The organism is Oceanobacillus luteolus (assembly GCF_042678205.1).
In the GTDB taxonomy this organism is placed as follows: Bacteria; Bacillota; Bacilli; order Bacillales; family Amphibacillaceae; genus Oceanobacillus; species Oceanobacillus luteolus.
Genome location: NZ_JBHUDE010000009.1, coordinates 1 through 25,921 on the forward strand (window position 1 = coordinate 1; position 25,921 = coordinate 25,921).

Annotated in this window: 24 protein-coding genes; 5 read left to right on the forward strand and 19 right to left on the reverse strand. The window is 37.7% G+C overall.

Going from position 1 to position 25,921, the window contains the following annotated elements:
* Positions 1-292: 292 nt before the first annotated feature.
* The 4 genes from ACFSBH_RS02495 to ACFSBH_RS02510 all read right to left on the reverse strand — a co-directional run bounded on the left by ACFSBH_RS02495 (position 293) and on the right by ACFSBH_RS02510 (position 3,472).
* Positions 293-835, reverse strand: a complete 543-nt coding sequence (locus ACFSBH_RS02495) for a cyclic-phosphate processing receiver domain-containing protein (RefSeq protein ID WP_379595926.1) — start codon at positions 833-835, stop codon at positions 293-295.
* Between the two features lie 206 nt (positions 836-1,041).
* Positions 1,042-2,010 (reverse strand): hypothetical protein, encoded by a 969-nt coding sequence (locus tag ACFSBH_RS02500; RefSeq protein WP_379595928.1) that lies wholly within the window; start codon positions 2,008-2,010, stop codon positions 1,042-1,044.
* Positions 2,007-2,240: a helix-turn-helix domain-containing protein gene (locus ACFSBH_RS02505; protein WP_379595930.1), complete on the reverse strand. Its 234-nt coding sequence runs from the start codon at positions 2,238-2,240 to the stop codon at positions 2,007-2,009. Before ACFSBH_RS02505 ends, ACFSBH_RS02500 begins: the two co-directional genes overlap by 4 nt.
* Positions 2,241-2,488: 248 nt before the next feature.
* Positions 2,489-3,472: a hypothetical protein gene (locus ACFSBH_RS02510; protein WP_209973895.1), complete on the reverse strand. Its 984-nt coding sequence runs from the start codon at positions 3,470-3,472 to the stop codon at positions 2,489-2,491.
* 530 nt (positions 3,473-4,002) lie between these two features.
* Between ACFSBH_RS02510 and ACFSBH_RS02515 the strand changes: the two genes are divergently transcribed.
* Genes ACFSBH_RS02515 through ACFSBH_RS02525 form a run of 3 tightly spaced genes read left to right on the forward strand, consistent with a single transcriptional unit; the run spans position 4,003 to position 6,390 of the window.
* Positions 4,003-4,155: a hypothetical protein gene (locus ACFSBH_RS02515; RefSeq protein WP_379595932.1), complete on the forward strand. Its 153-nt coding sequence runs from the start codon at positions 4,003-4,005 to the stop codon at positions 4,153-4,155.
* Positions 4,156-4,157: 2 nt separating this feature from the next.
* Positions 4,158-4,631 (forward strand): recombinase family protein, encoded by a 474-nt coding sequence (locus ACFSBH_RS02520; protein ID WP_379595934.1) that lies wholly within the window; start codon positions 4,158-4,160, stop codon positions 4,629-4,631.
* Positions 4,621-6,390 (forward strand): recombinase family protein, encoded by a 1,770-nt coding sequence (locus tag ACFSBH_RS02525; RefSeq protein ID WP_379595936.1) that lies wholly within the window; start codon positions 4,621-4,623, stop codon positions 6,388-6,390. Before ACFSBH_RS02520 ends, ACFSBH_RS02525 begins: the two co-directional genes overlap by 11 nt.
* Here ACFSBH_RS02525 and rlmH read toward each other — a convergent pair.
* The 5 genes from rlmH to ACFSBH_RS02550 form a co-directional block, all read right to left on the reverse strand.
* On the reverse strand, positions 6,283-6,762 hold the full coding sequence (gene rlmH / locus ACFSBH_RS02530; protein WP_251512955.1) for a 23S rRNA (pseudouridine(1915)-N(3))-methyltransferase RlmH: 480 nt from the start codon (positions 6,760-6,762) through the stop codon (positions 6,283-6,285). The two genes, ACFSBH_RS02525 and rlmH, sit on opposite strands and share 108 nt — an antisense overlap.
* A gap of 134 nt (positions 6,763-6,896) precedes the next feature.
* Positions 6,897-8,741, reverse strand: a complete 1,845-nt coding sequence (locus ACFSBH_RS02535) for a monovalent cation:proton antiporter family protein (protein WP_251512954.1) — start codon at positions 8,739-8,741, stop codon at positions 6,897-6,899.
* A gap of 189 nt (positions 8,742-8,930) precedes the next feature.
* On the reverse strand, positions 8,931-10,622 hold the full coding sequence (locus ACFSBH_RS02540) for a methyl-accepting chemotaxis protein (protein ID WP_251512953.1): 1,692 nt from the start codon (positions 10,620-10,622) through the stop codon (positions 8,931-8,933).
* 368 nt (positions 10,623-10,990) lie between these two features.
* The gene (locus ACFSBH_RS02545) at positions 10,991-12,124 is read right to left on the reverse strand and encodes an MFS transporter (RefSeq protein WP_379596032.1); all 1,134 of its coding nucleotides are present in this window, start codon (positions 12,122-12,124) and stop codon (positions 10,991-10,993) included.
* A complete protein-coding gene (locus ACFSBH_RS02550) occupies positions 12,088-12,249 on the reverse strand; it encodes a hypothetical protein (protein ID WP_379596039.1) in 162 nt (53 codons plus the stop codon). The genes ACFSBH_RS02545 and ACFSBH_RS02550 overlap by 37 nt, the downstream gene beginning before the upstream one ends.
* A 349-nt stretch (positions 12,250-12,598) precedes the next feature.
* Between ACFSBH_RS02550 and ACFSBH_RS02555 the strand changes: the two genes are divergently transcribed.
* The gene (locus ACFSBH_RS02555; protein WP_285853621.1) at positions 12,599-12,745 is read left to right on the forward strand and encodes an aspartyl-phosphate phosphatase Spo0E family protein; all 147 of its coding nucleotides are present in this window, start codon (positions 12,599-12,601) and stop codon (positions 12,743-12,745) included.
* 102 nt (positions 12,746-12,847) lie between these two features.
* Here the strand turns inward: ACFSBH_RS02555 and ACFSBH_RS02560 are convergent, their stop codons facing one another.
* Positions 12,848-14,071 (reverse strand): hemolysin family protein, encoded by a 1,224-nt coding sequence (locus ACFSBH_RS02560; protein ID WP_379595939.1) that lies wholly within the window; start codon positions 14,069-14,071, stop codon positions 12,848-12,850.
* 88 nt (positions 14,072-14,159) lie between these two features.
* Positions 14,160-15,329 (reverse strand): TraB/GumN family protein, encoded by a 1,170-nt coding sequence (locus ACFSBH_RS02565; protein ID WP_251512949.1) that lies wholly within the window; start codon positions 15,327-15,329, stop codon positions 14,160-14,162.
* A 177-nt stretch (positions 15,330-15,506) separates the two neighbouring features.
* On the opposite strand from ACFSBH_RS02565, the gene ACFSBH_RS02570 reads away from it, so the two are divergent.
* Positions 15,507-16,046: a GNAT family N-acetyltransferase gene (locus tag ACFSBH_RS02570; protein ID WP_251512947.1), complete on the forward strand. Its 540-nt coding sequence runs from the start codon at positions 15,507-15,509 to the stop codon at positions 16,044-16,046.
* 75 nt (positions 16,047-16,121) lie between these two features.
* Here ACFSBH_RS02570 and ACFSBH_RS02575 read toward each other — a convergent pair whose 3' ends face one another.
* The 8 genes from ACFSBH_RS02575 to yycF all read right to left on the reverse strand — a co-directional run bounded on the left by ACFSBH_RS02575 (position 16,122) and on the right by yycF (position 25,690).
* Entirely contained in the window at positions 16,122-16,454 is a 333-nt protein-coding gene (locus ACFSBH_RS02575) for a DUF3889 domain-containing protein (RefSeq protein ID WP_251512945.1), read from the reverse strand.
* Between the two features lie 102 nt (positions 16,455-16,556).
* On the reverse strand, positions 16,557-18,272 hold the full coding sequence (locus ACFSBH_RS02580; protein WP_251512942.1) for an ABC transporter ATP-binding protein: 1,716 nt from the start codon (positions 18,270-18,272) through the stop codon (positions 16,557-16,559).
* A 400-nt stretch (positions 18,273-18,672) separates the two neighbouring features.
* Complete coding sequence (locus ACFSBH_RS02585; protein ID WP_379595943.1) at positions 18,673-19,872, reverse strand: S1C family serine protease; 1,200 nt, start codon at positions 19,870-19,872, stop codon at positions 18,673-18,675.
* A 212-nt stretch (positions 19,873-20,084) separates the two neighbouring features.
* The gene (locus ACFSBH_RS02590) at positions 20,085-20,870 is read right to left on the reverse strand and encodes an MBL fold metallo-hydrolase (protein ID WP_251512938.1); all 786 of its coding nucleotides are present in this window, start codon (positions 20,868-20,870) and stop codon (positions 20,085-20,087) included.
* Positions 20,867-21,787: a two-component system regulatory protein YycI gene (locus ACFSBH_RS02595; RefSeq protein ID WP_251512935.1), complete on the reverse strand. Its 921-nt coding sequence runs from the start codon at positions 21,785-21,787 to the stop codon at positions 20,867-20,869. Before ACFSBH_RS02595 ends, ACFSBH_RS02590 begins: the two co-directional genes overlap by 4 nt.
* 2 nt (positions 21,788-21,789) lie before the next feature.
* Positions 21,790-23,160: a YycH family regulatory protein gene (locus ACFSBH_RS02600; RefSeq protein WP_251512933.1), complete on the reverse strand. Its 1,371-nt coding sequence runs from the start codon at positions 23,158-23,160 to the stop codon at positions 21,790-21,792.
* Positions 23,157-24,983, reverse strand: a complete 1,827-nt coding sequence (gene walK / locus ACFSBH_RS02605; RefSeq protein ID WP_251512931.1) for a cell wall metabolism sensor histidine kinase WalK — start codon at positions 24,981-24,983, stop codon at positions 23,157-23,159. Before walK ends, ACFSBH_RS02600 begins: the two co-directional genes overlap by 4 nt.
* A gap of 5 nt (positions 24,984-24,988) precedes the next feature.
* Entirely contained in the window at positions 24,989-25,690 is a 702-nt protein-coding gene (gene yycF, locus ACFSBH_RS02610) for a response regulator YycF (protein WP_251512928.1), read from the reverse strand.
* Positions 25,691-25,921: the final 231 nt, after the last annotated feature.

Below are 25,921 nucleotides of genomic sequence, written 5' to 3' on the forward strand. Positions count from 1 at the left end.
GATTAGTTCTTCATGTGGCATAGAAAAGCACCTCCTTCAATTGATATTTCTATCTTAGCAAGAGGTGCTTCATTTTTGTATGCGTTGTTTGATTACGGGTTTACAGTGTAACTAAGTCATTAGTGGTAAATAAAGATATCTATGAAGAATTTAGTGAGCTATGTACAAGACGATTTTCTCATCTTCGTTTAAAAGACATTGTCTCGAATTGTCTTTATGATTTTGTAAAGCAGCATAAGAAAACTCCATCGTGATATTGATGGAGTTTTTACTATATCTGTAGGTTAACCTTCTAACAGTCAGTAAAGCTATTCTCTGTAAAATAGATCTTAATATCATCATCAATAAAGCCCCTTCTTTGTGAAGCCCTGAGTGTCTCATACATAGCTTCCCGACCAACTACATTACTGGTATGTAAATATATTTTATTTGCTCTTAGACCTCTTTGGCACATAATTTTGACCAAGTCATAGCCAGTTTGTAAGAGGTTCCCTTTTTCATCCATCCCTAAATCATGATCTAGTGACAAAATATGAATCTTATTATGTTTCATTATTGAGAGTGCTTCTTCTACATTTCTTGCTACGGTAAAACCCTTTGGAGCTTTCCGAAGATCGTCAAGATAAAGATTTATCCACCCCTTCTCCTGTAATATATCCAAAGTTTCAATCTGGATATTACCATTCCATCCATAATACGCACGTTCCATACATGTACCATCTATTTTTGCTCCATTTTCTAACAATAAATTGGTAAGTTTAGTAAAACCAAGGAAACAGGAAATAGAAAGAGGCGACCTCCTAAGATGATCCTTTTGATTAACATCAGCACCCATCTCTATAATTATTTTGCTGAATTCCAGATTTTTATTAAAAACAGCCTAGTATAGTAAACTTTGTCCATGAATTTCTTTATTAGCGTCGTGTATTTTTAAATATTGTTCCAAACCAATTAAATCATTTACCTTTAACAACTTGAGGAATTCTATCGTTTTTCACCTCTAGTTTCCCTTCCCAATATTTAGGATACCTTTGAATTTAATTAAATCTTTGCCTTTTTCCCATAAGTATATGGTGAAAAAAACAAAACAAACCTTTCAAATACCTCAATAATCTGAACTGCAACTTCAGGGATGTTTTCTCTATCTGACTCTATATAATAACTGATGGTTCTATATTTATCATTAAAACACAAGTTCTGGGAAATATTATTCTGTAAAAGTTTCATATTTTGCTTAAAATAATGGTACCAATCCTGCTTACTATATTCAAAACGAATCCCTACAACTGCACGTTTGCTTCTATCTAATGCAGAGCAAAAATAAGTTATCTCTCCTAATCCCGCTCCTATTGTTAAAGTTCTATCATTCATTAAATGCTTCTTTTGGGTATGAAGGTTTAAATAATATGGTATCTTTTCACACAACTGTACAGAAACATACTCCTTAATATCATCATCTCTGTCGAAGTCATACCATCGTTCTCCAATATGAGCCTTCCCAATATGTGTTATTGGCATCTGTAAATGACAATCAACTAATTTCAATATCCTGTCTATCTCATTAATGGAATCCAGACTATCCCAAACAACCAATTCATAGAGATTATTCAAATATTCAATACGGTGTAACACCTCATCTTGAATTTCCACAGCATAGAAATTAATATACTTCTGGGGATTTTCACGAAGTATTCTTTTAACTTCATCAATATGATTTTGTTTGAACCTAGAAGCAATCCAGATTAAGTAACCTTCCGAAACATTATTAATCAACGGGGTTATTTTTTCTACCAGATGATCACTTTTATCTGAGGGTGTGATTTGATTCTCAACAAAGACTTCTATCTTCCTATCACGATTTACTGCATAAAGGTCTACATATTTAGAACCATAATTTACTTCTGTCCTAACCCCTTCAATAGAAACACCTATTAAATTCTCAATGGTTTGCGGAAACTTTTTAAGATAAAGAGTAAAGATAAATTCCTTTTTGCTACCTAGCTTACTCAATCATGATCCCACCCATTAAACAAGTGGTCTAATGGAATATCTAAAACTTTAACAATGTTATAGACCTTATCTAAAGTTGGTGCTTTACGAGTTCCTTTATTAATACGTGACAAAAGGGATGCCGAAATCCCCGCTTCAGTAGCTAATTGGTTTTGGGAAATACCTTTCTTTTCACGATAATGATTTACTAATTTTGCAAACTCCTTGTTGATATCCTCAGAAGTCAACATAAATTATATCCTCCCTTGATCATTTAAGTAATTTCAAGATTAGTGTATCCCCGAAGAAAAATCCTATTCATATATTTCAACTTATTATTTTGTGCTAACTTAATTACTTTTATACCATTTCTTATAGTCAAAAGAGGTAAATTCACACATTAATATTCAGTATACTCAATCTATTATTTCCATACCTATCTCTACTTGAAACTTCAATTTGAGATAGGTATTAAATTATAAGTTGTGAGAAATATTACTTACCGTGGAAATCTGTTTAAAGGATTTTTTAGAATTGAGGGGGCCTTTGGTTGATAATTTTTTGGGATTAAAACGGGATGAATGCCTTCTTTTCGAAGTAATGCCAAACGACTATTATAAGTACCTTTTGACATCTTTTTATTTTTAAGGGGGGTATCAACGCTGTGGCTGCTAATTTGTTTGAGAAAATCAATTAGCTTTATTTTGTTTTGAGTAGATAAAGAGGACTTAGTTAGCTTTTTTCTCGCTTCGTCAATTTTGTAGAAGTCACCTGAATGGTAAATATGAGACATATACTTTTGGAAATATTCTTTATAAACTTCTTCCTTCATATATTCTCTAAGTTTTCTTGGTCGTCTAGCATTTGTACTTTTTTTCTCCATATAGTAGAGATGGTCCCGCATTACGTGTACTTCATATCGAACAATATCTTTTTCATAACTTGCTACCTTTTCACCTTTATCAATTCTCTCTTCTTCCTTTAAATAGACCATACTCTCGACTGAGTTTGATGAATGGTACACTGTAGTTTTATATGGTTGGAATACGCCATGTTCTAACTTTCCTAGGTACTTCTTTTGAAACCTATAAGAGCTTGTTAGTTTTTTATACAGATCCATCAACAACATACGATTATTTTTATCTTTCATTAAAACATCATATCTATAGTCGATTCGAAGTAAAGTATGGTTCCGGTAATGACTAGAATGTCTTACAACATGCCAAAGCATATATTTTATTTCTTTTTTAATATTTATATAATCGTCTTCAGTAATATCGGGCTTTCCTAATAGCTCTATTGCATCTACAACCATGTATAACATCCACTTCCCATATCCAGAGTGTGATATTGTCATTGTTACTCCTGGAAATACTCCTTCAAAGTATTTGTTTAGCTGTGTGTACTTGATATTATGTCTTCTTTGCAAATCTTGTACTTCCTGGTAGTGAAGTTCAAACATAAGTTTAAATGTGTGAATCATTTTTAAGTTCCTCCTTTTAGTTGACTTGGGAAGTCATGAAACCTTATGTATCAAGGAATTTAACACCTAGTTTTGTTCCCAATCCGACTATATTTATTTCTCCTCATCGACCTTCCTATATAAAGTGGAAAATCTAAATTGGGATTCGCATAATGAACTATAATCGCCTTATTCATACACGTATCATATCTCTACCAAGACCTTTCTAAAACTTTTCAATGTCTTAGCCTGTTCTAGCTATTTTAAGTAAGCTATATAAATTCCTAATTGAAAAAGTGGTGACAAATCGTCAACCACACGGGGCATTTTTCATGATATTCTAGTTATGCAGTCGAAAGTAAAACTGCTACATTATCCAAACCTCTACTTTATATTCACCTTCTAACAACCACTCTTTCAGAAAAATCTATGATCAGTCATTCACCTTTTTAACTCTATCCTTACAATTCAACCATTGTCTTCAATCCCCTCTATATAAACTTCAAAATCCACCATCAAAGAAAATACAACAAAATGGAGGTAACACCCCTATGGAAAATTCCACAAAAACTAATTCCCTTCACTATGAAGAAACCCAAATTACAAACGATAAGATTTCCGATAATCTTGATACCATTGCTTTTTATTTATTAGAAGCAATCGAACGTAAAATGGAAGATAAACCAGAGAAAAAAGGAGCATAATTATGAAAAATAACAGAAAAGTGATTGGATTATATAATCGTGTTTCAATTGAACAAAAAGTACAATTAGGATTGGGAATACATCAAAAGAAAGCCATACAAATCGCAAAAGAATTATTTGGAGATTTCATCGACATAAAATTCTATGTAGACCAAGGAATGGGACCGAATTGTAATACTGAAAGAAACCAAATGTTGAAGGATGTAAAACAAGGTAAGCTAGATGCCGTTATCACCTATTGTGTTAGTAGAATTAGCAATAAATATTCACACGCATTAAAAATCATAAATGAAATTCACTGCTCAAAAGTCCGACTTATCAGTATAATTGAAGGAGAATACAATCCTCTTCAATTAAGCCGGGAATTCGAGATATTGGAATTGCTTGCCCAATTCGAACATGTGGATCATGCTAAAGGAACTAGGAAAGGTGTTGCGTTAAAAAAACAAAAGGAAGGTGTAAAAAATGAATATTAAAACTAAAAAAATAGTAGGATTGTATATCAGAGTTTCAACCAATAGACAATTAGAGCATGGATTTTCATTAGATGCACAACTAGAAGAAGGCACTAAAGAAGCACATCGCCAGTTTGGACAAGATATCTTAATTGAAAGTTATGTTGACGGTGGTATTAGTGGTAAAAACACAAAGGACCGACCAGCATTAAATCGGATGATGAAGGATGTAGCTGATGGGAATATAGATGCAATTATCACTTATAAAGTTAGTAGATTAAGCCGTTCACTATCTGATTCATTAAAGATTGTTGAAGAGATCCATAGAGAGAAGGTTAGATTTATAAGCATCAAGGAAGGCGAATACGGTACACCACACGGGAACCTGCAGTTTAACATTTTAGCTTCGGTGGCACAGTATCAAAGAGAAGAGATTGCTGAGAATGTCCAATTCGGAATGTCCCAACGTGCAAGAGAGGGTAAATGGAACGGTGGTCAATTGCTTGGTTACGATACAATCAACAAAGAATTGGTCATTAATAAAGAAGAAGCTGAAACAGTGAAGCTAATCTTTGATAAGTATGTTAATGACGGATGGGGTACAAAGAAAATTTCCAATTACCTTAATGAAATTGGAAAACGAACAAAAAAGGGAAAAACTTTCTCCATTGTATCTGTATCAACTATTCTTGATAATCCCGCATATAAGGGATACATTCGATTCAATCAAGTGTTAAATTGGGAAAGGGACCGAAGAAAAGGAAAAAACCCCGATTATATCTTATCAAAAGGGGTTCATGAACCCATCATTGATGAGGAAACGTGGAATAAGGCTGCTCAACTAAGAAAAAAGCGAAGAACAGGTACCCCTCGTCAATATTCAGGTACATTTCCATTAACAAGCATTGCTAAGTGTCCAGAGTGTGGCTCCTACATGACAAGTCTATACGGGGCAAAAAGAAAAGATGGAACCAAATTGAGATACTATGCTTGTGGGCAGTATCATAACAAGGGTAGATCCGTTTGTAATCCAAACCTTATCAATGCAGATTGGTTAGAAAACACAGTATTTGACAAACTCACTCAAGCCCTACAGTCTGATTCAATTATCGAAAGTATCACATACCGAATTAATGCTTTGATTGAACAGCATCCCAAATACACAGAACAGACGAAGGAAATTAAAATACTGGAAGCCCAACAAGCAAAACTCGAACAACAAAAGAGAAGAATTCAAGACTCTGTGGCTACCGGTTCAGGAATATATACCGAAGAGGAAGCTGTTGAACGAATGAAAGAAATCAGAATGGAAATAAGTGAAAACAAACGCAAAATCTTTTCTTTAAAAGAACAGCATTCCAAAAAGGAATCCTCTTTAAAACCAGTTAGCCAAGATTTCATCCGACAACAGCTTCAAGAGTTTCTTGATTTAAAAAACTATTTAAAGCCCTTAGAATTCAGAGAATTAATTGTAGCATCTATTGAAAAAATAGAGGCTAAGAAGAAGAATTTAAAACATATTCATTTTTCCTTTATTGCACATTTACCTGAAGATGAATCGAGTAATTCGATTCCTTCATTTATTAAAACATCTATAAAAGACTTTATTATAAAATCTAACAACACTATCCCTTTAATCTTAAAGGGTTTATATTTTAAACCAAATCATTACCTATTTATGATACGGTTCATTCCTATTAATCCTAAACCCCCGATACACCTGCTCCAACAACACCAAGCGCATCACCTGATGAGGAAATGTCATTTTGGAAAACGATAATGCGTAATCACTGCACTGCTTCACTTCATCACTAATTCCTAATGAGCCCCCAATAACAAATGCAATTTTGCTTTTCCCATATGTTGCAAGTTCGTCCAGTTTCGCTGCAAACTGCTCTGAGGTAAGCATCTTTCCTTCAATTTCAAGCGTAAATACAAATGTATCCGGTTGAATGTTACTGACGATCCGTTCCCCTTCTTTTCGCTTCACCGTTTCCATTTCCGCATCACTTAATGTTTCTGGCGCCTTTTCATCTGCGACTTCCACAATATTGACATTTGCATAACTAGAAAGGCGTTTTAAATATTCTTGGATTCCTTGTTTGAGATATTTTTCTTTTAATTTACCTACAGATATAATCGTGATCTTCATCGAATCTTCCTTTAAGAGTCTATTTTTAGACAGTGTACCACATGGAACTACCATTTTATAGGTTTCTCCATACTAAATAAAAAACACCACAGGGATAGCTGTAATTCAGCCCCCCTATGGCACTCCTTGATCCTTCAAATATTATTCGCTACCTTTGCCATTGACTCTTCACTACCGCTTATAATCAAACGGTCCCCTGTCTGTAGAATCGTATCACCATTTGGCGTAATGGCTCGGTCGCCTCGATAAATTGATAAAATAAGTGTATCGCCTAAGAATGGCAGCTTGCGCAGTGGTAGGTTATCATATCTGACATCCTCTAGAACAAACTCCCTGATTGCCTCATCCTCATCTGTTAAGAATCGTACAAGACTTGGGCTGTGGACCATCGCTTTTAGAATCATTTCACTAGCATAGACATCAGAGTATACTGTAATTCCCATGTCGCTATACTTTTTATTCAATTTAGGATCTTCAATACGAACAATCATATTTTCATATCCAATTTCCCTTGAATAATTAGCTAATTCGATGTTGAAGTTATCATCACTAGTTGTAACGATTACTCGATCAAAGGTTTCAAAAATTTGCCTTTCAATCAGTCTCTCCAGTGATAATTCCTCTAATTCAACAATCGGGAATTCATTATCATTTTCAGATTCAATCTTTGCTTGTTTCCCTGAAAAGATCGTCACTTGATAATTACTCTTTTGAAAGTTGATGCTCGCACGAAGCGCTGCACGGTTGGCACCAATAATAGCTAAACTATGCTTCTTTTCTTCCACTTTAGGGGAGATTCTAGCATATAAAATCGGTGAAATGAAACACGTCAAGATCGATACAAGTACGATTGCGCTATTCATACCCTCCGAAATTATCCCCATTTGCAAGGACACGGTAGCAGCAACAATCGCAAGACTCAAGGTCGATGTAAGCAACATCCCCGAACCTACTACTTCATTCCAAGAGAACCACCGTTTCATCAACACGGTCGGTAAACTTCTTGTTAAAAAGAGGAAGATTAAAACAATCGGTATCAGCGCAAGAATTCCAGGATTTTCAAATAAAGATGCAAAGTCAAAACCTACTCCTACCATTACAAAGAAAATCGGTATTAAAAATCCATACCCAAAACTGTCCAGCTGATGGACAAAGTCTCTGCCTGGGCTAAGTAAGGAAACAACCACACCTGCTAAAAACGCACCAAGGATATTTTCCACTCCCATTGTTTCCGATAAGGCTACGAAGAGAAGAATGAGTGCAAAAATTCCCCGTGTACCAATCTGTGCTGTTCCTCTTTTCAACGTCTCCAATAATTGCATATCGCTTTTCTTCTTGTAATAATTCAATACATAATACAGTAAAAATACTAGTGCCAAAAGTAGAACTATCCACCATACAATCGTCGTATCGCCATTTTTCAATGCCAAATAATAAGCAAATAATATCATCGTGACAAAGTCGGAAATAACTGCGATAAGCAATACCGTTTGTCCCAGTTCGGTATTAATCACTTTTCTCTCCTTCAATACCGGTACAACAACGCCTAAAGATATGGTTGAAAGAATAATCGTCATGAAAAATGGATCATCGATCATTCCGAAATATACTAGTATCATAGAAAAACCGTAAGCCAAAATGAGCATAAACAGAAAAATAACTATGGATATGAGAAAAGGATTGATTTGTTTCGTTTTCCCTGGTTTCTTTTCTTTTTTCAACTTAAAAGATGAGAAATCAATTTCTAAACCACTTAAAAACATCAAGTAAATCAAGCCTAAACTGGATAATAGCGTAAGCCATGCATTATCTACGTCTACAAGGTCCAATCCACTTTTCCCAATAATAATCCCGGCTATTATTTCTGCTACGACAATCGGTATTGCTTTTAATTTCAATCGTTGAAGCATGATTGGAATGAAAAAAGCAACACCCGTTACAATCATTAAAGAGACAATGGAAGCTGTTCCATGTTCCATTTTGTCACCTCCATTAAATCAATCAAAATATTTGTCAATATAACACATGGCAACTGAGTTGTAAAGAAAACATGTATTAAATTCATTTACGGATTGAAGAAGAGAAAGCTGTAGTCTTTGCTTTCAAACAAAAAAAGCTGATTAAGAAAACATCTAAAATGTCTTAACCAGCTCTCTATTATTTTCATTTTAAAGTTTAAATCGTCTTACTAAACCGTTTAGTTCTTCAGCAAGTCTTGCTAATTGCTCGGAGCTTGCTGCAACTTCTTCCATGGAACTGCTCGTTTGTTCTGTAGCAGCAGAGGTCTCTTCCACTCCAGCTGCCGCCTCTTCGGAGATAGAAGCTATTTCTTCAACGTTGCCATTCATCTCCTGACTTTTCGATGCGATATCAGCTATATGATCGGATACTTGATCAATCGTATGCACCATATTTGATATCGATTGGCTAATTTCATCAAATGTTTCTCCAGTAGTGATGATTTGGCTTGTTCCTGCTTCTACTTCTTTATAACCATCCTTCAATGATTCAGCAACAACACTAGATTCATTCTGGATCGTTCCTACGATTCCTGTAATGTCCTTAACCGAAACTGCCACTTGCTCTGCAAGCTTCCTTACTTCATCCGCTACTACTGCAAATCCTTTTCCTTGCTCACCCGCTCGAGCCGCTTCAATTGCAGCATTTAATGCAAGTAAATTCGTTTGATCTGCAATCCCTTCAATAACAGCGACAAGTTGTGAGATTTGTTGTGTTTGTTGGTCCAATCCTTCCACCTTTGTAACCGCTTCTTGAACGATTTGGTCAATTTTCGCCATTTGTTTTGTTGAAGATGTCATCAACTCACTACCCTTAGTAGTCAAGCCAATTACATCTTTTGTATACTCTTGTACACGTTCACTGTTTTCATTTACTTCTTGTACATTTTCTGCAAATGTACCCATAATGGAAGCTAGATCTCCTGCACTTTCTGCCTGTGTTTCTGAACCTGAAGCCAATTCTTGCATAGTCGTTGCTATCTGTTCAGAACCAGCTTTTACTTCATTAGCTGATTGAGTCAACTCTTCACTATGACTTGTAACTGTTTCAGAAACAACATTAATATCCGAAAGTATTTCACGAATTTTAGCAGTCATTTGGTTGGTCGCTCCAACTAACTGACCAACTTCATCTTTCGAATTGATTGTCAGGTCTTCTTGGCTTAAATCACCACTTGCGATACTTTTCATTCGTTCCATCACCATTTTGATTGGCTTAGAAATAATTTGTGCTGTAAAGAGTGCTGCCCCAATACTCAATACGACGATGACCACTGATACGATACTAATGATTAATAGAGAACGCGCTCCATCTGAAACAATTTGTTCACCACTTTGATTGATTTCATCTGTAGCACCCTGCGCTAATTCCTCATAACCATCCATGATTTCTCGAACAACCGGAGTTAATTCATTCAGATTATCCATCGCTCGGTCGACATCGCCACGATCGTAGACAGCAAATACATCCTCACTAATAGCAGTCCGCCATTCTACGGTCCGTTTCAACACATCTTCAAATTCCTCGCTCACTCCGACACTTCTAGCTAGAGTTTCAAATTCTATTCCCTGTTGTGTGTATGCGTCAAAACGATCCTTAAAATCACTTTCCCCACTTAAGGCATAACCACGTGCAGTGGAAATCCGGTTGGCCATCGTTGTTTCCAACCCTTTATAGGCAATTAACCGTTGAAGATCCTCTTCCACAATCTCCTCCACTGTATTATTGTTTTGGTTGACTGTAATGTAATTATAAATATTAGTGATCAATACTAATAAAATCACAATCGAAAATGCAAATATTATTTTATGCTTAATGCTTTTGAAGTTCAAAAAACTCATTTTCACTCTTTTCTCCTTTAACCGATAAGATAAATTACTAATTTACTAGCCTTAAGGTGTATCATCGTTGCTATTTTGATGAAAGGTGCTTTATATATCAACCGAACATCGTGAATCTAATCACATCCTTCTTTATAGAAAATCAAGATGGTCCCCCTAACTCAGTTTTCCCACTCTATCTATCGCACTTTTCATATTCCTTCAGAAATATAGCCAATTCATATACTCAACTAAAGAACTAGTCTATATATTTATCGGTCGAATTATCTAGATTTAAAAGTAGAATATATTGGTAAAATAATCTGATAAGATAAATAAATCACGACTATAATAGAAAAGGATGTCTCTATGAGACATCCTTCTTTGAGTCAGCTTGCTATTACTTCTTTTTTTCCATTACTTACCTCATTCTCTAAATTAACGATGCCAGGCTTAACAACAAATATACTAATTAAAGCAGCAACAGCAAACATAGCAAGAATGACATACAGCATAATGTCATAAGACCCGGTCTGCTCGAGAATGAATGTACTCAGCTGGTTGCCAGATAACCCTGCAAACGCCCATGCAGAAAGTGTCAATCCATGAACGGTGGAAATACTGTCTAATCCAAAACGATCGGATAAGAGAGGGGGCAGTGATGAAAATCCTCCACCATATCCTGCATTAACAATACAGAGCAGTGCAATGATTAAAATTGCGTATGCATTATTCATGCCATCGAACACGATTGTCGCCAAGATTGCAGCGATGGATGAAAAGAAGATGATTTTATATATTGAATTTCGATCGCTTAATCGATCTCCTAATGAAGAGAATGCTACTCTTCCACCTGCATTGAATATGGCAGTCAAAGAGCTGACCAAACCAATTGCTCTAAAACCGATAAATGCGAGCATGCCCTTTTCTTGTGAAATTAAGGCAAGGCCACATGTGATATTAATATAAAACATGAGCCAGATACCGATGAAAGTTTTGTTTTTCAACACTTTTATATAACTGAAATGTTGGCCTTCCATATTTTCTTCTTCTGATCCGAACGGTTTCTTCAATGTTAGATGTCCAATAAACATCATGACAAAATAGATAGCTGCTAAAATATAAAACATCGTATATATACTGGTCGGGTCAACCAACATACCAGTATTATCCCTTGCACCCATCAGACTTTCCATCAAGGGACTTGCAATTACTTTTGCTAAACCAAAGCCTGCAACCGCCAGGCCAGTCGCTAGTCCTTTTTGTTCTTTAAACCATAACATTAATGTTTTCACCGGTGTCAAATAGCCGATCCCTAAGCCAATCCCCATTACGATCCCGTAGGAAACATAAATACCGAGCAATGACTTCTGATAAATGAAAAATCCTGTCCCTGCCATACCAACGACAAAAAAAATCATAGCAAGTAAAGAGGACTTATGGATATCTTTTTCTACCAGTCTTCCACCAAACGCTGCAGACATTCCTAGAACAAATATAGCCAAGCTGAACGCCCATTCCACTTCACCAAGAGAACTCCCAATATAATTGGCAATATCCGCTTTAAATAATGACCAACAATAAACTGTACCAATACTGCAATGAATGAGCAATGCTGAAGTACCGCACGAATCCACTTATTATTCATTTTACACCCTCCAAGTTTCTAATAGACTTGCGACTCGTATAATTACGTATGTTTTTCCTTAACACAATAATTATGTTCGTAAATCAGTTATAAAATACAACTTATAACTATTATTTATACTTAAAAACAACAAAATCACGAACATTGATATGGTCATTATAAAACATTCCGGCAAATAAATAAATAGAAACTTTTACTATTAACTAGCTTTTAAGGAAAAAAGGATAATATTAAGGTGTATATTGCACCTAAAAATTGTCATTTTAGTTTAAAATGAAGAAAATTAGGATAATATATAAATGTATCATTGTGAAGGAGTGGTGATTGTATTAAGACCTGTAAAGAAGGGTTGAGGGGCGAAATTGAAAAGATGCGAGCGATGATGTATCAAGCATATGAAAATAAAGTAGATAATGATGAATTAATACAAATCTCCCAAGAGCTCGATAAGCTGCTTAATCAACTAGCTACAGTCACCCAGAATAAACATTATTAAAGTTAAGTGGCTCCATACCATTTCGTTCTCCATCAATCGTGAATAAAATAAAAGACCCGAACAGGCCATTTAGCTTGTTCGGGTTTTAAATTCATCAGTTTCTTATTTTACTATCTGTACTCTCCGAATATATCGATCTTCCACAGATAAAATTTTAAATGTTAAATTATCCCTCTCTAACACGTCACCGGCTTTTGGAAAGTCTTTAAACTCACTCAATAGATAAGCAGCCAACACATCTTCATCTTCGGGTATTTCCGTTTGAAAAATCGTGTTTAAACGATGGAGGGTGACCTTTCCGTCACAAATCACTTGAGTCGGGGTCAATTTTTCGATGAGGACTTCCGTTTCCTCGTCCATTTCATCGTGGATCTCCAGACCAATCATACCTTCAATAATATCCTCATGACTGATGATCCCCTCTGTACCACCATATTCATCAAGAACGATAGCCAAGTGCCTTCGTTCCTTCGTCATTTTGTGGAATATTTCTTCAATTGGCTGGAATTCATAAACGACGAGTGGATCGTCATCCATGAATTCTTCTAACTTTTTCTCCGGATTTACCGACCAGGAGAGGAGATATTTTGTATGCATGATCCCAACGATATGATCAATATCCTCATCATAAATCGGATAACGGGTAAATCGGTTATCAATCGCAAAATCTCTAACCTCTTCATAAGTGGAATCAATTGGTAAAGCAACGATATCCACACGTGGCGTTTTCATAACATCACGGACATTTAAATTATAAAAATCAAGCACACCTTTAATTCGATGTGATTCATCTGCCTGAAACGTCCCCTCAATTCCAGCAAGCTCAACGAGGGTACGTAGCTCATCCTTTGACACAGACAGCTCCTCTTCTCCATCTTTATTGAATATACTCGTTATAAAGGTGACGAGCTTATTTAGTAACCAAATGATTGGTTTTAAAATTTTAATCATCCCTTGAATAAGAGGTGACACAATAGAGGCAATCTCCATCGGCATTGACCGGGCAACCGCCTTAGGTATGATTTCTGCAAAAATGATGATGGCAGTAATTGTCAATGCTACTGCAAAGATCGTGTCAAAACTGGTATCCAAAGTATAATAAACAATAAGAGCAACAAGGCTCAGGTCAACGATATTATTGCCGATTACGGCAACTGTATATAGTTCACTCGGATTCTCAGTTAATTTGAGAAGTTTCTTTGCTTGTTTATCATCAGATTTTGCTTGTGTTTGCAGCTTCACTTGATTCAGGGATGTAAGCGCAGTCTCACTTGCGGAGAAAAAGATGGATAGACAGAATAGGATTACAATGATCGCAATGATCACAAACGGTTCCTCCTTCATGGAATACATGGTTTCAGTAGGTAAAGAAAAGAAAACACGGTTCCCTCAGGGAAGGTGCTTTCTTTGAGTTTTAGAACAAGTTTTGAATAAATAGTCGAACGACATCAGCACCGGCTATAAACGTACCAAGAGAACTGCCGAGATTGGCAAGAACCATAACGAGCAGCACTCGGGTCACTTTATTATCCCAAAAACCTTTTACACTAGTGACATCATCAGCAAGGTTTTCAAAATCCCGTACTACTGGCTTTTTCATATAAGCTTGTACGAACCCAGCAAACCAGCCTGCTGCAAGAAATGGATTCAATGATGTAAACGGTGCTGCGACAACTGCAGTGAGTACGGCGAGTGGATGTCCGAGAGCTATAATTGTCCCGATTCCAGCAAGCGAGCCATTCCATAATAGCCAGCTCCAAATTTGCTGAACACCCGCGTCTGGATTTTGAAAAAATGTCATGGCAATGAGGGCGATGATTACAATTGGAATAGCCCAGCCGATGACCTTCGGTGCTTTTGACTTCGGTGGTCTTTTCGTCAGTGCTTCTAAATTCTGTTCTTTATGTATTTCTCTCGTGATTCCAGGTACATGAGCCGCTCCTAGTATGGCAACTATTTTTTCTCCTGGTGCATCTTTGATTTTTTGTGCCAAATATTGATCTCGTTCATCAATGAGTGGCTTTTTCAATCTTGGGAAGCTCTCTGTTATTTCTTGAAGCATCGCATTAATCATATCTTTTTGCTTCATCTTCTCTAATTCTTCCTCTGTGATCGTTTCCTTACTGAATATGCCATAAACAACTTGAGTAAGGAGCATCGCTTTCCCCTTTAGACCGATATTTCCCCAGATTCTTGCAAACGTTATCTGGATATTCCGGTCAGCAAGAACCAATTCCGCTCCTACATCTTTTGCAGACTCAATCCCTTGAATCATCTCTTGGCCAGCATTGATGCCAAATTGTTTCGCCATTCGTTTTTGGAAAGAAGATATGGCAAGATTCATCAGTAACAAAGAGGCCTTCTTTTGCTTGATAACTTTAAAAATGTCCATTTCTTGCCACTTATTTCCGTCCGTGATTGACTGATAACGCTGTTCATCCAGTTCAATACACACCGAGTCAGGTCTTTCTTGTTCTATGACTTCCTTTACCTGTTCGGCACTTTGCTTCGAAACGTGTGCCGTTCCAATCAGGATGATTTCTTTTCCATTTATTTCCAACCGCGTAATATTATCATTGTCCACGATTTCAGATTCCTTCCTTTAGCTAAAAATGCTTATTACTTCCATAATAAACTAGCATTGCATGAAAATAAAATAAAATGTGTTTTTTTATCCTGACTACCCGCAATTTGGGCTATCTTTTTAAGCTGTAACTTTGTATGATGAAGAATATATAAATAAAGTAGGGGGGGATGAGAGTTGTTCAGATTGGATATTGATGAAGAAATTACATTGATTCAAATACAGGAATCCCATGCCGAGGAACTGTTCCGGCTTACAGATAAATCGAGGAAGGAATTGAGGGAATGGTTACCTTGGGTAGATGGAACAAAATCGAAACGGGATTCATTGACGTTTATTCGATTGACATTAAATTCATATGAAGCTAAAAAAGCATTGAATTGCGGGATTTTCTACAGGGGAAAGCTTTGTGGCATGGCAGGTTTTAATAGCATAGATTGGCAAAACTTGAATGCACAAGTTGGTTACTGGCTGGCAACGGATTTTGTCGGTCGTGGCATTATGACGAGATCTGTTAGTGGCCTTATTGAATACGCGTTTTACGAGTTGGAATTGAATCGGATTGAAATTAGGGCAGCGGTCGAAAATTCCAAAAGCCGTGCAATCCCTGAGCGCTTGAATTTTAAACATGAGGGGGTTGTTCGTCAAGCCGAGTGGTTATATGACCATTTTGTCGACCATGCCGTATATGGGTTATTACGATCCGAGTGGAGATAAAAAACATTCTTTCCACCACCAAAAATGCTGATACTTAAGGATCTCAGGCCATTGGGAACAGGTAATAACCAACAACTATCGATCTGTTTCCTGAAAATTGATTTCGATGACTTCCTCAGTCTCTGTCTTAAAATGAATATCTATAAAAACACCGAATTCTCGAGTATCGCCACGTAACCAAAGCTTGAACCTTTCTGTTGTGGTACCGTTATTATCAACTGCTCCTATATGCAAGTAATCGATGATCTCGGCATCAGGGTATTTTTCCTTTGTCACTTGCATAGCTACTTGGCCCCACTTTGCGTAGGGTGGTACATTATCTTGAAAGATTTCAGTACTTATTTGCGGCGTAATATAAGATAGGATTGGAAAAAGACTTAGAGAAGCAATGAGAATAAACTTCCACATGGCAATCAACTCCTTTTTTATAGGTTGTGTTCCACAGGAATATTTATGCTTATAGAATAATAAAAGGATATCCAACTTCAATGAAGATGGATATCCTTTTTATTAACTCATTTGGATATTATGAAGCCTTGCGAAAATCCCATTTTGGGCAATTAATTCTTGATGGGTACCTTGCTCCTCGATACCTTTCTTTGTCACAACCATAATACGATCTGCATTTTTTATAGTTGCAAGGCGATGGGCAATCACAAGAGTCGTACGGTTCTTCGCCAACTCGTCAAGGGATTCTTGTATAATCCGCTCTGTTTCCGTATCAAGCGCTGATGTAGCCTCGTCCAGAATGAGAATAGGAGGATTCTTTAAGAACATCCGGGCAATTGCAATCCGCTGTTTCTGTCCACCAGACAGCTTCAATCCTCGTTCTCCGATTTGTGTCTCATATCCATCTGGGAGTTCGTTGATGAACTCTTCCATATGAGCACGTCGAGCAGCTTCATATATCTCCTCATCTGTTGCATCCAATTTTCCATAAGCAATATTTTCTTTTAACGTTCCAGTGAAAAGGAAGACGTCTTGCTGGACGACACCGATATTTTTTCTTAACGATTCTTTCGTCATATCACGGATATCAAGCCCGTCAATAAAGATACTACCGTCATTCACATCATAAAATCTTGGAATCAATGAAGAAATCGTTGTCTTCCCAGCACCAGAAGGTCCAACAAAGGCCACCGTTTCTCCAGAGTGAATGTTAAAACTAATATTATTTAAAACTGGAGCTTTATTTTCTTCATAACCAAAGGTGACATTTTTAAATTCAATATTCCCTTCGAGGGTGTTCACATGTATCGCATCTGGCCTATCCTTCACATCCGGATCGACATCCAGCATCTCCGTAAATCGTTTGAATCCGGCCATTCCTTTTGGATACATTTCAAGCAGGGCAGTAATCTTATTGATTGGACTTGTGAGCACGTTCATTAAGAGGATAAAACTCACTAGTTCACCATATGACAAACGATTATGGAAGGTAAGCCAAGCACCGAACACGAGTACGAATAAAGTCATTAAGCGCATGAGTAAATAAATATTGGAATGTACCGTAGCCATTACTTTGTATGCACCCAATTTCGCCAGGCGGAACTTTTTATTATTCTCAATGAAACGCTCCATTTCAAACTTCTCATTCGTAAAAGCTTGGACAACACGTACTCCCGATACGGCATCCTCCACCCTCGCATTCACGTCTGCAATATCTTCGTACATTCTCTTCCACGAACGATTCATACGCATATTTCCGTAAGAAATCAGGAAAATGAGTACAGGAATTGCGATTAATACTACCAATGCCAACAGTGGATTGATCATGAACATAATGAAGAAGGCACCAAAGAAAGTCATGATTGCAATGAAGAAATCCTCTGGACCATGGTGGGCGAGTTCACCAAGGTCAAATAAATCTGTAGTGATTCTGCTCATCATATGTCCTGTTTTCGTATTATCGAAAAAGCGGAAAGACTGCTTCTGTACGTGGTGGAACAATTCATTACGCATGTCTGTCTCTATATTTACACCAAGCTTATGGCCGAAATAAGTAACTACATACTGAAGGAGGGTGCTGATAATATACACCGTTAAAAGCAGGATACCTACTGTAAGAATAATTCCCCAGTCATCCCCCATAAGTAAATCATCAATAAACCATTGTACGGCCAATGGAAAAGCAAGTTCTAAAATAGCCACAATGATTGCGGCAGTAAAGTCCACAATAAATAGCCGTTTATGTGGCTTATAATATGAAAAAAAGCGACGAATCAACGTAATGCACTTCCTTTTCCTATTTTTTTGTCTCCGTAAAAAGTATAGGCTTAGTTGATGGGAGTTTCAAGATATAAATTCCGAACTGTGTATAAGTGAAAGTCGCTTCAACGACTTGTTATAGAATGTAGAGGATAAATTAGAAGTTATTCACGATTTAAAGGAGATTATAGTGGATAAATCGTGGATAAGCGGAAAAATATAGTGGAAACTCTGTGATTATCCCCAAAGTTATCCACATATGCACAAATGTTCGTATTTATTTTGTGCTCCAACTAATTCACAATACTATATATTGATTTTAATAAATTATTTATCCACGGAATGTGAATAACTTTAATTTTTTGTGGATAATGTAATATGCCATCTTCCAGTAAAGCGGGAGATGGCATGTTATACCCTATTCTTGAGCGGTAAGGGTTACTTCCGTTTGTTGGATTTCACCATTACGATAGTACGTTATCTCTAGCTGATCGCCAATTTCCTTTTCATGAAATAGAACTTTTCTTAAGTCTATAATATTGCCAATCGGTTCGCCATCCAATTCAATGATGACATCCAAGCGCTGTAATCCACTTTGATCTGCAGGGGACATTGGCTGCACACTCCAAATGTAAACACCACCTGTTACGTCATTCGGTAAAGATAATGTTTTTTCCCATTCCCTATGTGGAATTTCATCCAGAGAATATACTTCCACTCCTAGGAATGGTCGCTCTACATTTCCTTTTGTTTCTAGCTCCTCCATGATCGGAATCGCATAATCGATTGGAATCGCAAAACCAAGACCTTCTACTGCAGCTTCATTAATCTTCATGGAATTGATGCCTATCAGTTGACCATAAATGTTGATAAGTGCTCCGCCACTATTTCCGGGATTTATGGCAGCATCGGTCTGAATGACTTCTGCTTGCCAGTCAGGTCTGCCATCCATATCAAAATCCTGGGGAATGGTCCGTTCTGTACCACTGATGACACCTTGTGTAACTGAACTGGAAAACATAAGACCAAGAGGATTTCCGATAGCTATTGCCGGCTCACCTACTTTTACATTTTGAGATATTCCAATCTCTATTGCCTGATCAACGGAATCATCAGACATACGAAGTACAGCTAAATCGGAAAATAAATCACTGCCGATTACTTCTGCTTCGACATGGGTATCATCGTAAAGAACGACTTCCACTTGATCAGCGCCTTCAATAACATGGTGGTTTGTAACGATATAGGCCGTTCCATCTGTAATTTTATAGATCACTCCTGAACCAGTTCCAGCTTCAATAGAACCCTGCTCACGCCAATAGTCGTTTTGCCGTTGAATATTTGTTACTCCAACAACGGTCGGGGTAACTGTCTCTACCACCTCGGTAACTTGTGTGGAAACATCTACACTGACAGAAGTATTCGTTATATTTCTGTCTTGAAGTTGGCTCGTAGCTTGCTGTTGCCTTGGGGTTTCACTAGTCGCCTGAGGGATAAGTCCTGCCTTCATCAGTTCAGGGATGACAAGGGAGACAATTAAAATACCAATAATCACACCTAAAAGCAGGGGGGTAAGCCAATAAAACCTTCTGTGTGTTCTTCGTCTGTAATAGCCCATGACATTGCCTCCTAGATTTCTGCTCTTATTAAATAGTATTACCAAAAATAAAAGCAACATAAACTAAAAATGGAAAAGCAGAACAGAGGTGAACTCGATAGCAATTCTATGTGAGGTGTTAAATGAGGGGGATGGGTTATTTCCAGGTTAGAGACGGAGCTTGGACACTCCGTCGTCCACCCTGTAATTTGAAAAAAATATACTACTCTTTTCTATACGACTTCATAAAGCGGTGTAGGTTCTTTCGGATCGGTGTCACAAATTTCCAAGTTGATTCCGCGTTCTTCCAGGATACGAGAAACCGACATACGGGCGAGATCTTTCATATTATTATCAAGACTCAAGTGCGCGAGATAGACACGCTTCGTATTATTGTTGATGACATCAGCAAGGGCAAGGCCAGAATCTTCATTGGACACGTGGCCGGAATCACCTAATATCCGCTGTTTCACGCTCCACGGATACCTTCCCATCCGTAGCATATTAACATCATGATTAGCCTCAAAAATATACGCATCCGCATCTTCGACAGTTTTCTTAATCCGCTCGGACACATAACCTAAATCCGTGACGAGGGCAACTTTTTTTCCACCGCTGTAAAAAGTGTAAAACTGGGGCTCAGCTGCATCATGGGAGACTCCAAAAGACTGTACATCCATATCGCCAAACGTTTTCACTTCTTCCAAGTTGAAAATAAATTTCTGGTCCGTGGTAAGTTTACCTAATGATTTCTCCATCGCTTTCCATGTCTTTTCGTTCGCGTAAATAGGCAAATTATACTTTCTCGCAATGATACCCAATCCTTTAATATGATCACTATGCTCATGGGTCACTAAAATACGAGAAAGCTGTCGTGGGTCCAGATTGGCCTTTTCAAATAGAAGATCAATCTGCTTTCCACTGAGCCCTGCATCCACCAATATTTTTTCTTTATTCGACTCTATATAAAAAGCATTTCCTGTACTCCCTGATGCGAGTACACTAAAACGTAAACTCATTCCGTTTCACTCCGATTTTCTAACTCTAGTCTTCTCTCCAAAATTGGCAACAATGTTTCTCTAAGCCCGTTATCTTCCTCTAATGCGTTTATCCGCAACAACAAGTGCTCACTAATAAAATTCAACAACATCTCTTCTGGATCATTGTCGTAAATGATTCCTTCAATCGCATTGACAAAATGATTTCGCTCTTCATTAACCTCTATTTTCCATGTCGGGGCAAACACTTGAACACCATCCGCTGCTATGCGGGAGTAATAGCCGACCTTAGCATCGGTCACTTCATCACCACGATTGAAGTAGTTGGCATTAAAAAGTTGGCCGATAACTTGAGGAGGTTGATTGAGTTGGACGAGATCACCTTGTACCTCCGACTCACCTAAAATGGTTTGGGCATAATGCGTCATCTCATTATCTTTATTTAAGAATACGAGCAATAATCCATTTTCATTATAGTAAATCGTACGGCCTTCTTTTTCTTGGAAGAAGACCAATACATTCAATTCTTCATTCCATTCCCAAAAAGAATAATCTTCACCGTAAAGGACGAGAGGTTGAACTGCAGCTTCAAGTGCTTCCGGAGTCATATCCGGTGATATTTGAACTGCTGTTTCAAGTTCAGATACGACCAGATTATTATTAAAAACTTCCGTTGTCTGACCCTCAACATTTTCGAGTTCTTCCAATTCATCTTCAGACAATTCATGTTGAATGACCGAGATATATGGTAGTTGACTCACATTTTCATCGATGTTTTCATAGGTTATATTTTCAGAAGCAAGCTGGTCCTCGATCGGCAATTCTTGGTTATCAAGGTAACCTACATCTTGCTGGCGATCAATAAAAGCAGAGATTAAGTATATATTTAAGATCAGGAAGCTAAGGATAAATAACGTTTTAATATGTCCCCATTGCATCCTTAGTTCCCTCCTCTTGGAATTTTTTCATCCGTGATATACAACTTTTGCCATATATTATTTTCTTTTTTATACCAAGCTGGAACCATCTCAATGTATTCACTCGCTTCATCATCTCGCTGATATTTCAACTCATACCCAATTGTAACATCTTGAATGTCTTCCATGGAAATATCCTCGTTTGACTCCAGGTAGGATAGGATGAATTCTCCAGACTGAAAGTCATCCACTGTCCTAGGAAAGAATTGATTATCGAATTTGAAGAGCGGACGGTTGTATTCTATCAGCTGTAAATTATTTTGATTTACTCCCCAAACCTGTTCAATCGTATCCAAGCCAAGATTATTAAAGACCGGATAACCATGATAGTACATTTGGAAGGAAACCTTGTTTGAATCCGAGTCAATCTCTTCCAGACGGTATTCCTGATTCAATCGTTCTGCCTGTGTCCAACCACTATGACTATTAATATTTGCAATGCTTTGATCCAGCAATCCTTCTTCTGATATCCGGTTAAATCCGTCAGTTGTTGGCGTAACATGGCTTATATACTCCATTCGCATTCCGTCTTGATAGACATTCATCTGCCGGTTATCCGTGAAATATGTTTGCCCAATTGTCTGCGATCTTGTTTCTCTTACAACAGACGGATTGGTAAACAAGATATTGACAAATAATGAAGGATTAATTTCAGTTGGTGTTATCGAGTATTTTTGCAAATCCATCTTACCTGCTGGAAAATATACCGGATTTATATCCTCGTTAATCACGAGGTACTCCGTTAATTCGCTCTTTTGTAAATCAGCGATTTTCTCCACCATATATTCATAAGTTTTTGCATCATTAACTAAAGCTACCGCTAACTGATCCATTTCAGGCGAGATAAATTCCAACTGTAATGATTTACTGTCAGCAATGAAACTAATCATCACCCGCTCCATGGAGCCACTTGGCTCCATATCATCGTCATTGAGACTAAATGTAAATATACTATCCAATACTTCCAGTGGAATTTCCTCTGGAAAGATTAATTCAATCGCCTGCGGAGAGCGCTCGATTGATACTGATACATCGCTGTACATTTCAAAATCAGATATGATCCAGTTCTGCATCTCTGCAAACAAGCTATCTCGATCTCTTGCATCGCTAAAACCATAATGGTCCTGTTCCATATGGAAAATGATATCGCTAGGTTTAATGAGTTCCCGCTTCTTTAGATCATCACGGCCTCCAGCATTCATTTCATTGTCGGCGATCTCTCCACCGATCGTCTGATTGGAGTTCGGCTGATAGCTCCATAACGTGTAGGAGAGGATAATACTGATACCGATCAAAACAATGAGGATAAACGATTTCACGGTCTCTAATTTCATTTCGTATCCCTCCGCTTCCTTTTAATAAGCGGGAGTGTAAAGTAAATGGACGTCCCATGGCCTTCTCTACTTTTTGCCCAAATTCGACCATGGTGAGCTTCGACCAATTCTTTTGTAATAGCAAGCCCTAGACCTGTACCACCAAGCTTTCTCGTTCTCGCCCGGTCAGCACGGTAAAAACGTTCAAATATCTTTTCCAGTTTATCATAGGCAATTCCCATACCTTCATCTTGAACGGTAATGAGAAGATAATGGCGTTTGTTTTCTACCCTGGTGATGATTCTTCCACCCTCTGGAGAATATTTGATTGCATTCGAGATGATATTATCAAGTACTTGAGTCATCTTATCTTTATCAATCCAGACCATATATTTCTTATTAGGCAACTCCCGTTTAATCGTGGTCGTTTCTGGGAGATGCATTTCAAAACGTTCGATCACATGATGGAAATAGTCAACGAATTCAACTTCCTCTTTATGAATTGGATATTCATCCGAATCCATTTTCGAAAGTTGCAGCAAGTCGTTTACCATGCGTATCATCCGCTCTGTTTCATTTTGTGTCACTTCAAGGAAACGTGGTGCGATTTCTTTATCTTCCCAGGCACCCTCTGCCAATGCTTCCAGATAGCTCTTCATCGTTGTTAACGGCGTCCGAAGTTCATGAGAAACATTGGATACAAAATCCCTGCGTTCTTGTTCGACCTTTTCATCTTCTGTAACGTCATTCAAAACAGTAATAAAACCAGTAATGACATCTTCATCATCTTTTACAGTGGAAAATGTTGCCCGGATAAGGAATGGCTGATTATCATCACTGAAATCGATAATCATCGAGCTGTTTTCCCTAAGCTCAGATATATCGGTCAGTTTTTCCTCAAGCTGAAGGACATCTATCAAATCATCGCCAATCATATCATCAGGATTTTCTCCGAGCAGAATTCCTGCCGCCTCATTCATCAGCGTAACTGAACCTTCTTGGTCGGTTGCGATAACGCCATCGGACATATTGGAAAGTACGGAACTCAGCTTAAAACGTTCTTCCTCAATCGTTGCATAGGAATGTTTCAGACGACTATTCAAGTCGTTGAAAGCTTCCGAGAGTTGACCGATTTCGTCTTTTCCATATACGTTAACTTTTTGTGTAAAGTCACCTTTCGCCATCACTTGTGCCTGCTTCGTCATTTCCTGGATTGGCTTGGTTATTGTTCGGGCAACAAGTACACCAATAATAGCCGATATGGTGATGGCAAGAAGTGCACCTTGTAAAAAGATCTTATTGATCTCATCCAGTTGATCATACAGACTCTCTAGGGATGATTCTAAATAGATGGCACCAACTATCACTCCACTGTTATTAATAACAGGATCGACACGGACATAGACATGCTCGTCCGTATCTTGATTCACAAACTTACCATCCTTTGACATCCCAAACGATAGTACCTGCTGTACAATATCTCTTGCCATCCGCTGGCCAATCTGCACCGCGTTGCTGTTGGTTCCAATAATCCTACTTTGACTGTTTACAACTATGACATTAGTAAGATCATCCGTACTGAGATCAGTTACAATTTCAGCGACTTCAGATTCGCGAGTCTGTCCTTCATCACCTTCACTGCGATCATTGTTGTATACAAGCTCAATATTGTAGGTCAGCAGCTCCATTCGACTGGAGATCGTATCGTCAAAGTTTTCCTTTAGATTCTTTTCCAGCTGTCCTGTAAAAAATGTTCCAATCAATTGAACGGCCAGAAGCAACAACAGAATATATATAATTATGAACTTTAGTTGAATCGAACGAAAAAATCCGATTTTATGCATCACAACTACTCCTGCTCAGGATTACGTAAATAATAACCAACTCCACGGCGTGTAACAATCCATGTTGGATTACTTGGGTTCTCCTCTATTTTTTCCCGTAATCTTCTTACGGTAACGTCAACGGTTCTCACATCTCCAAAGTAATCATAACCCCATACGGTTTCTAATAAATGTTCACGGGTCATGACCTGTCCAATATGACGGGCCAGATAATGCAACAGCTCAAATTCCCGATGAGTTAGTTCAATTTGTTCACCGTCACGAGAGACGACATACGCATCTGGAAAGACAGTAAGATTGCCGATAACGATATTTTTCGTCGGCTTTTCCGTTTCTTCAGGAACTTGTTGTCTTCTAAGATTCGCTTTCACGCGGGCAATCAGCTCACGATTACTGAATGGTTTCGTTACATAGTCATCCGCACCAAGTTCCAGACCAAGCACTTTATCTATTTCTGAATCCTTTGCGGTAAGCATAATAATTGGCATATTCTTCGTTTTTCTGATTTCCCGGAGCACTTCATTACCGTCTTTATTCGGCAACATAATATCTAATAGAATTAGATCGGGATCTTCCTGTTCAGCCAAATTAATTGCCTCATCCCCATCATTTGCTACTACAACTTGGTAACCTTCTTTTTCTAAGTTGAATTTTAATATATCTGCAATAGGTTGTTCATCATCTACAACTAGTATTTTATAGTTCATTTTTTGGCACATCCTTTTCAAGTAGAACTTTATTCTATTTTAACGTATTTTCGGTAATATGTCTGTAGCTATAAAGGTTTTTCAACAGTGTAGGTCGTAGGTCGGACATATGATCCTAATCCCATTTATGGAACTTTGATAGAATATGGGAATTTATCTCGCACTGTTCTATGCCCCCTATTCCCCACGATAAAAACTCTATCAAAAAAAGCACGAGACTAATGCTCGTGC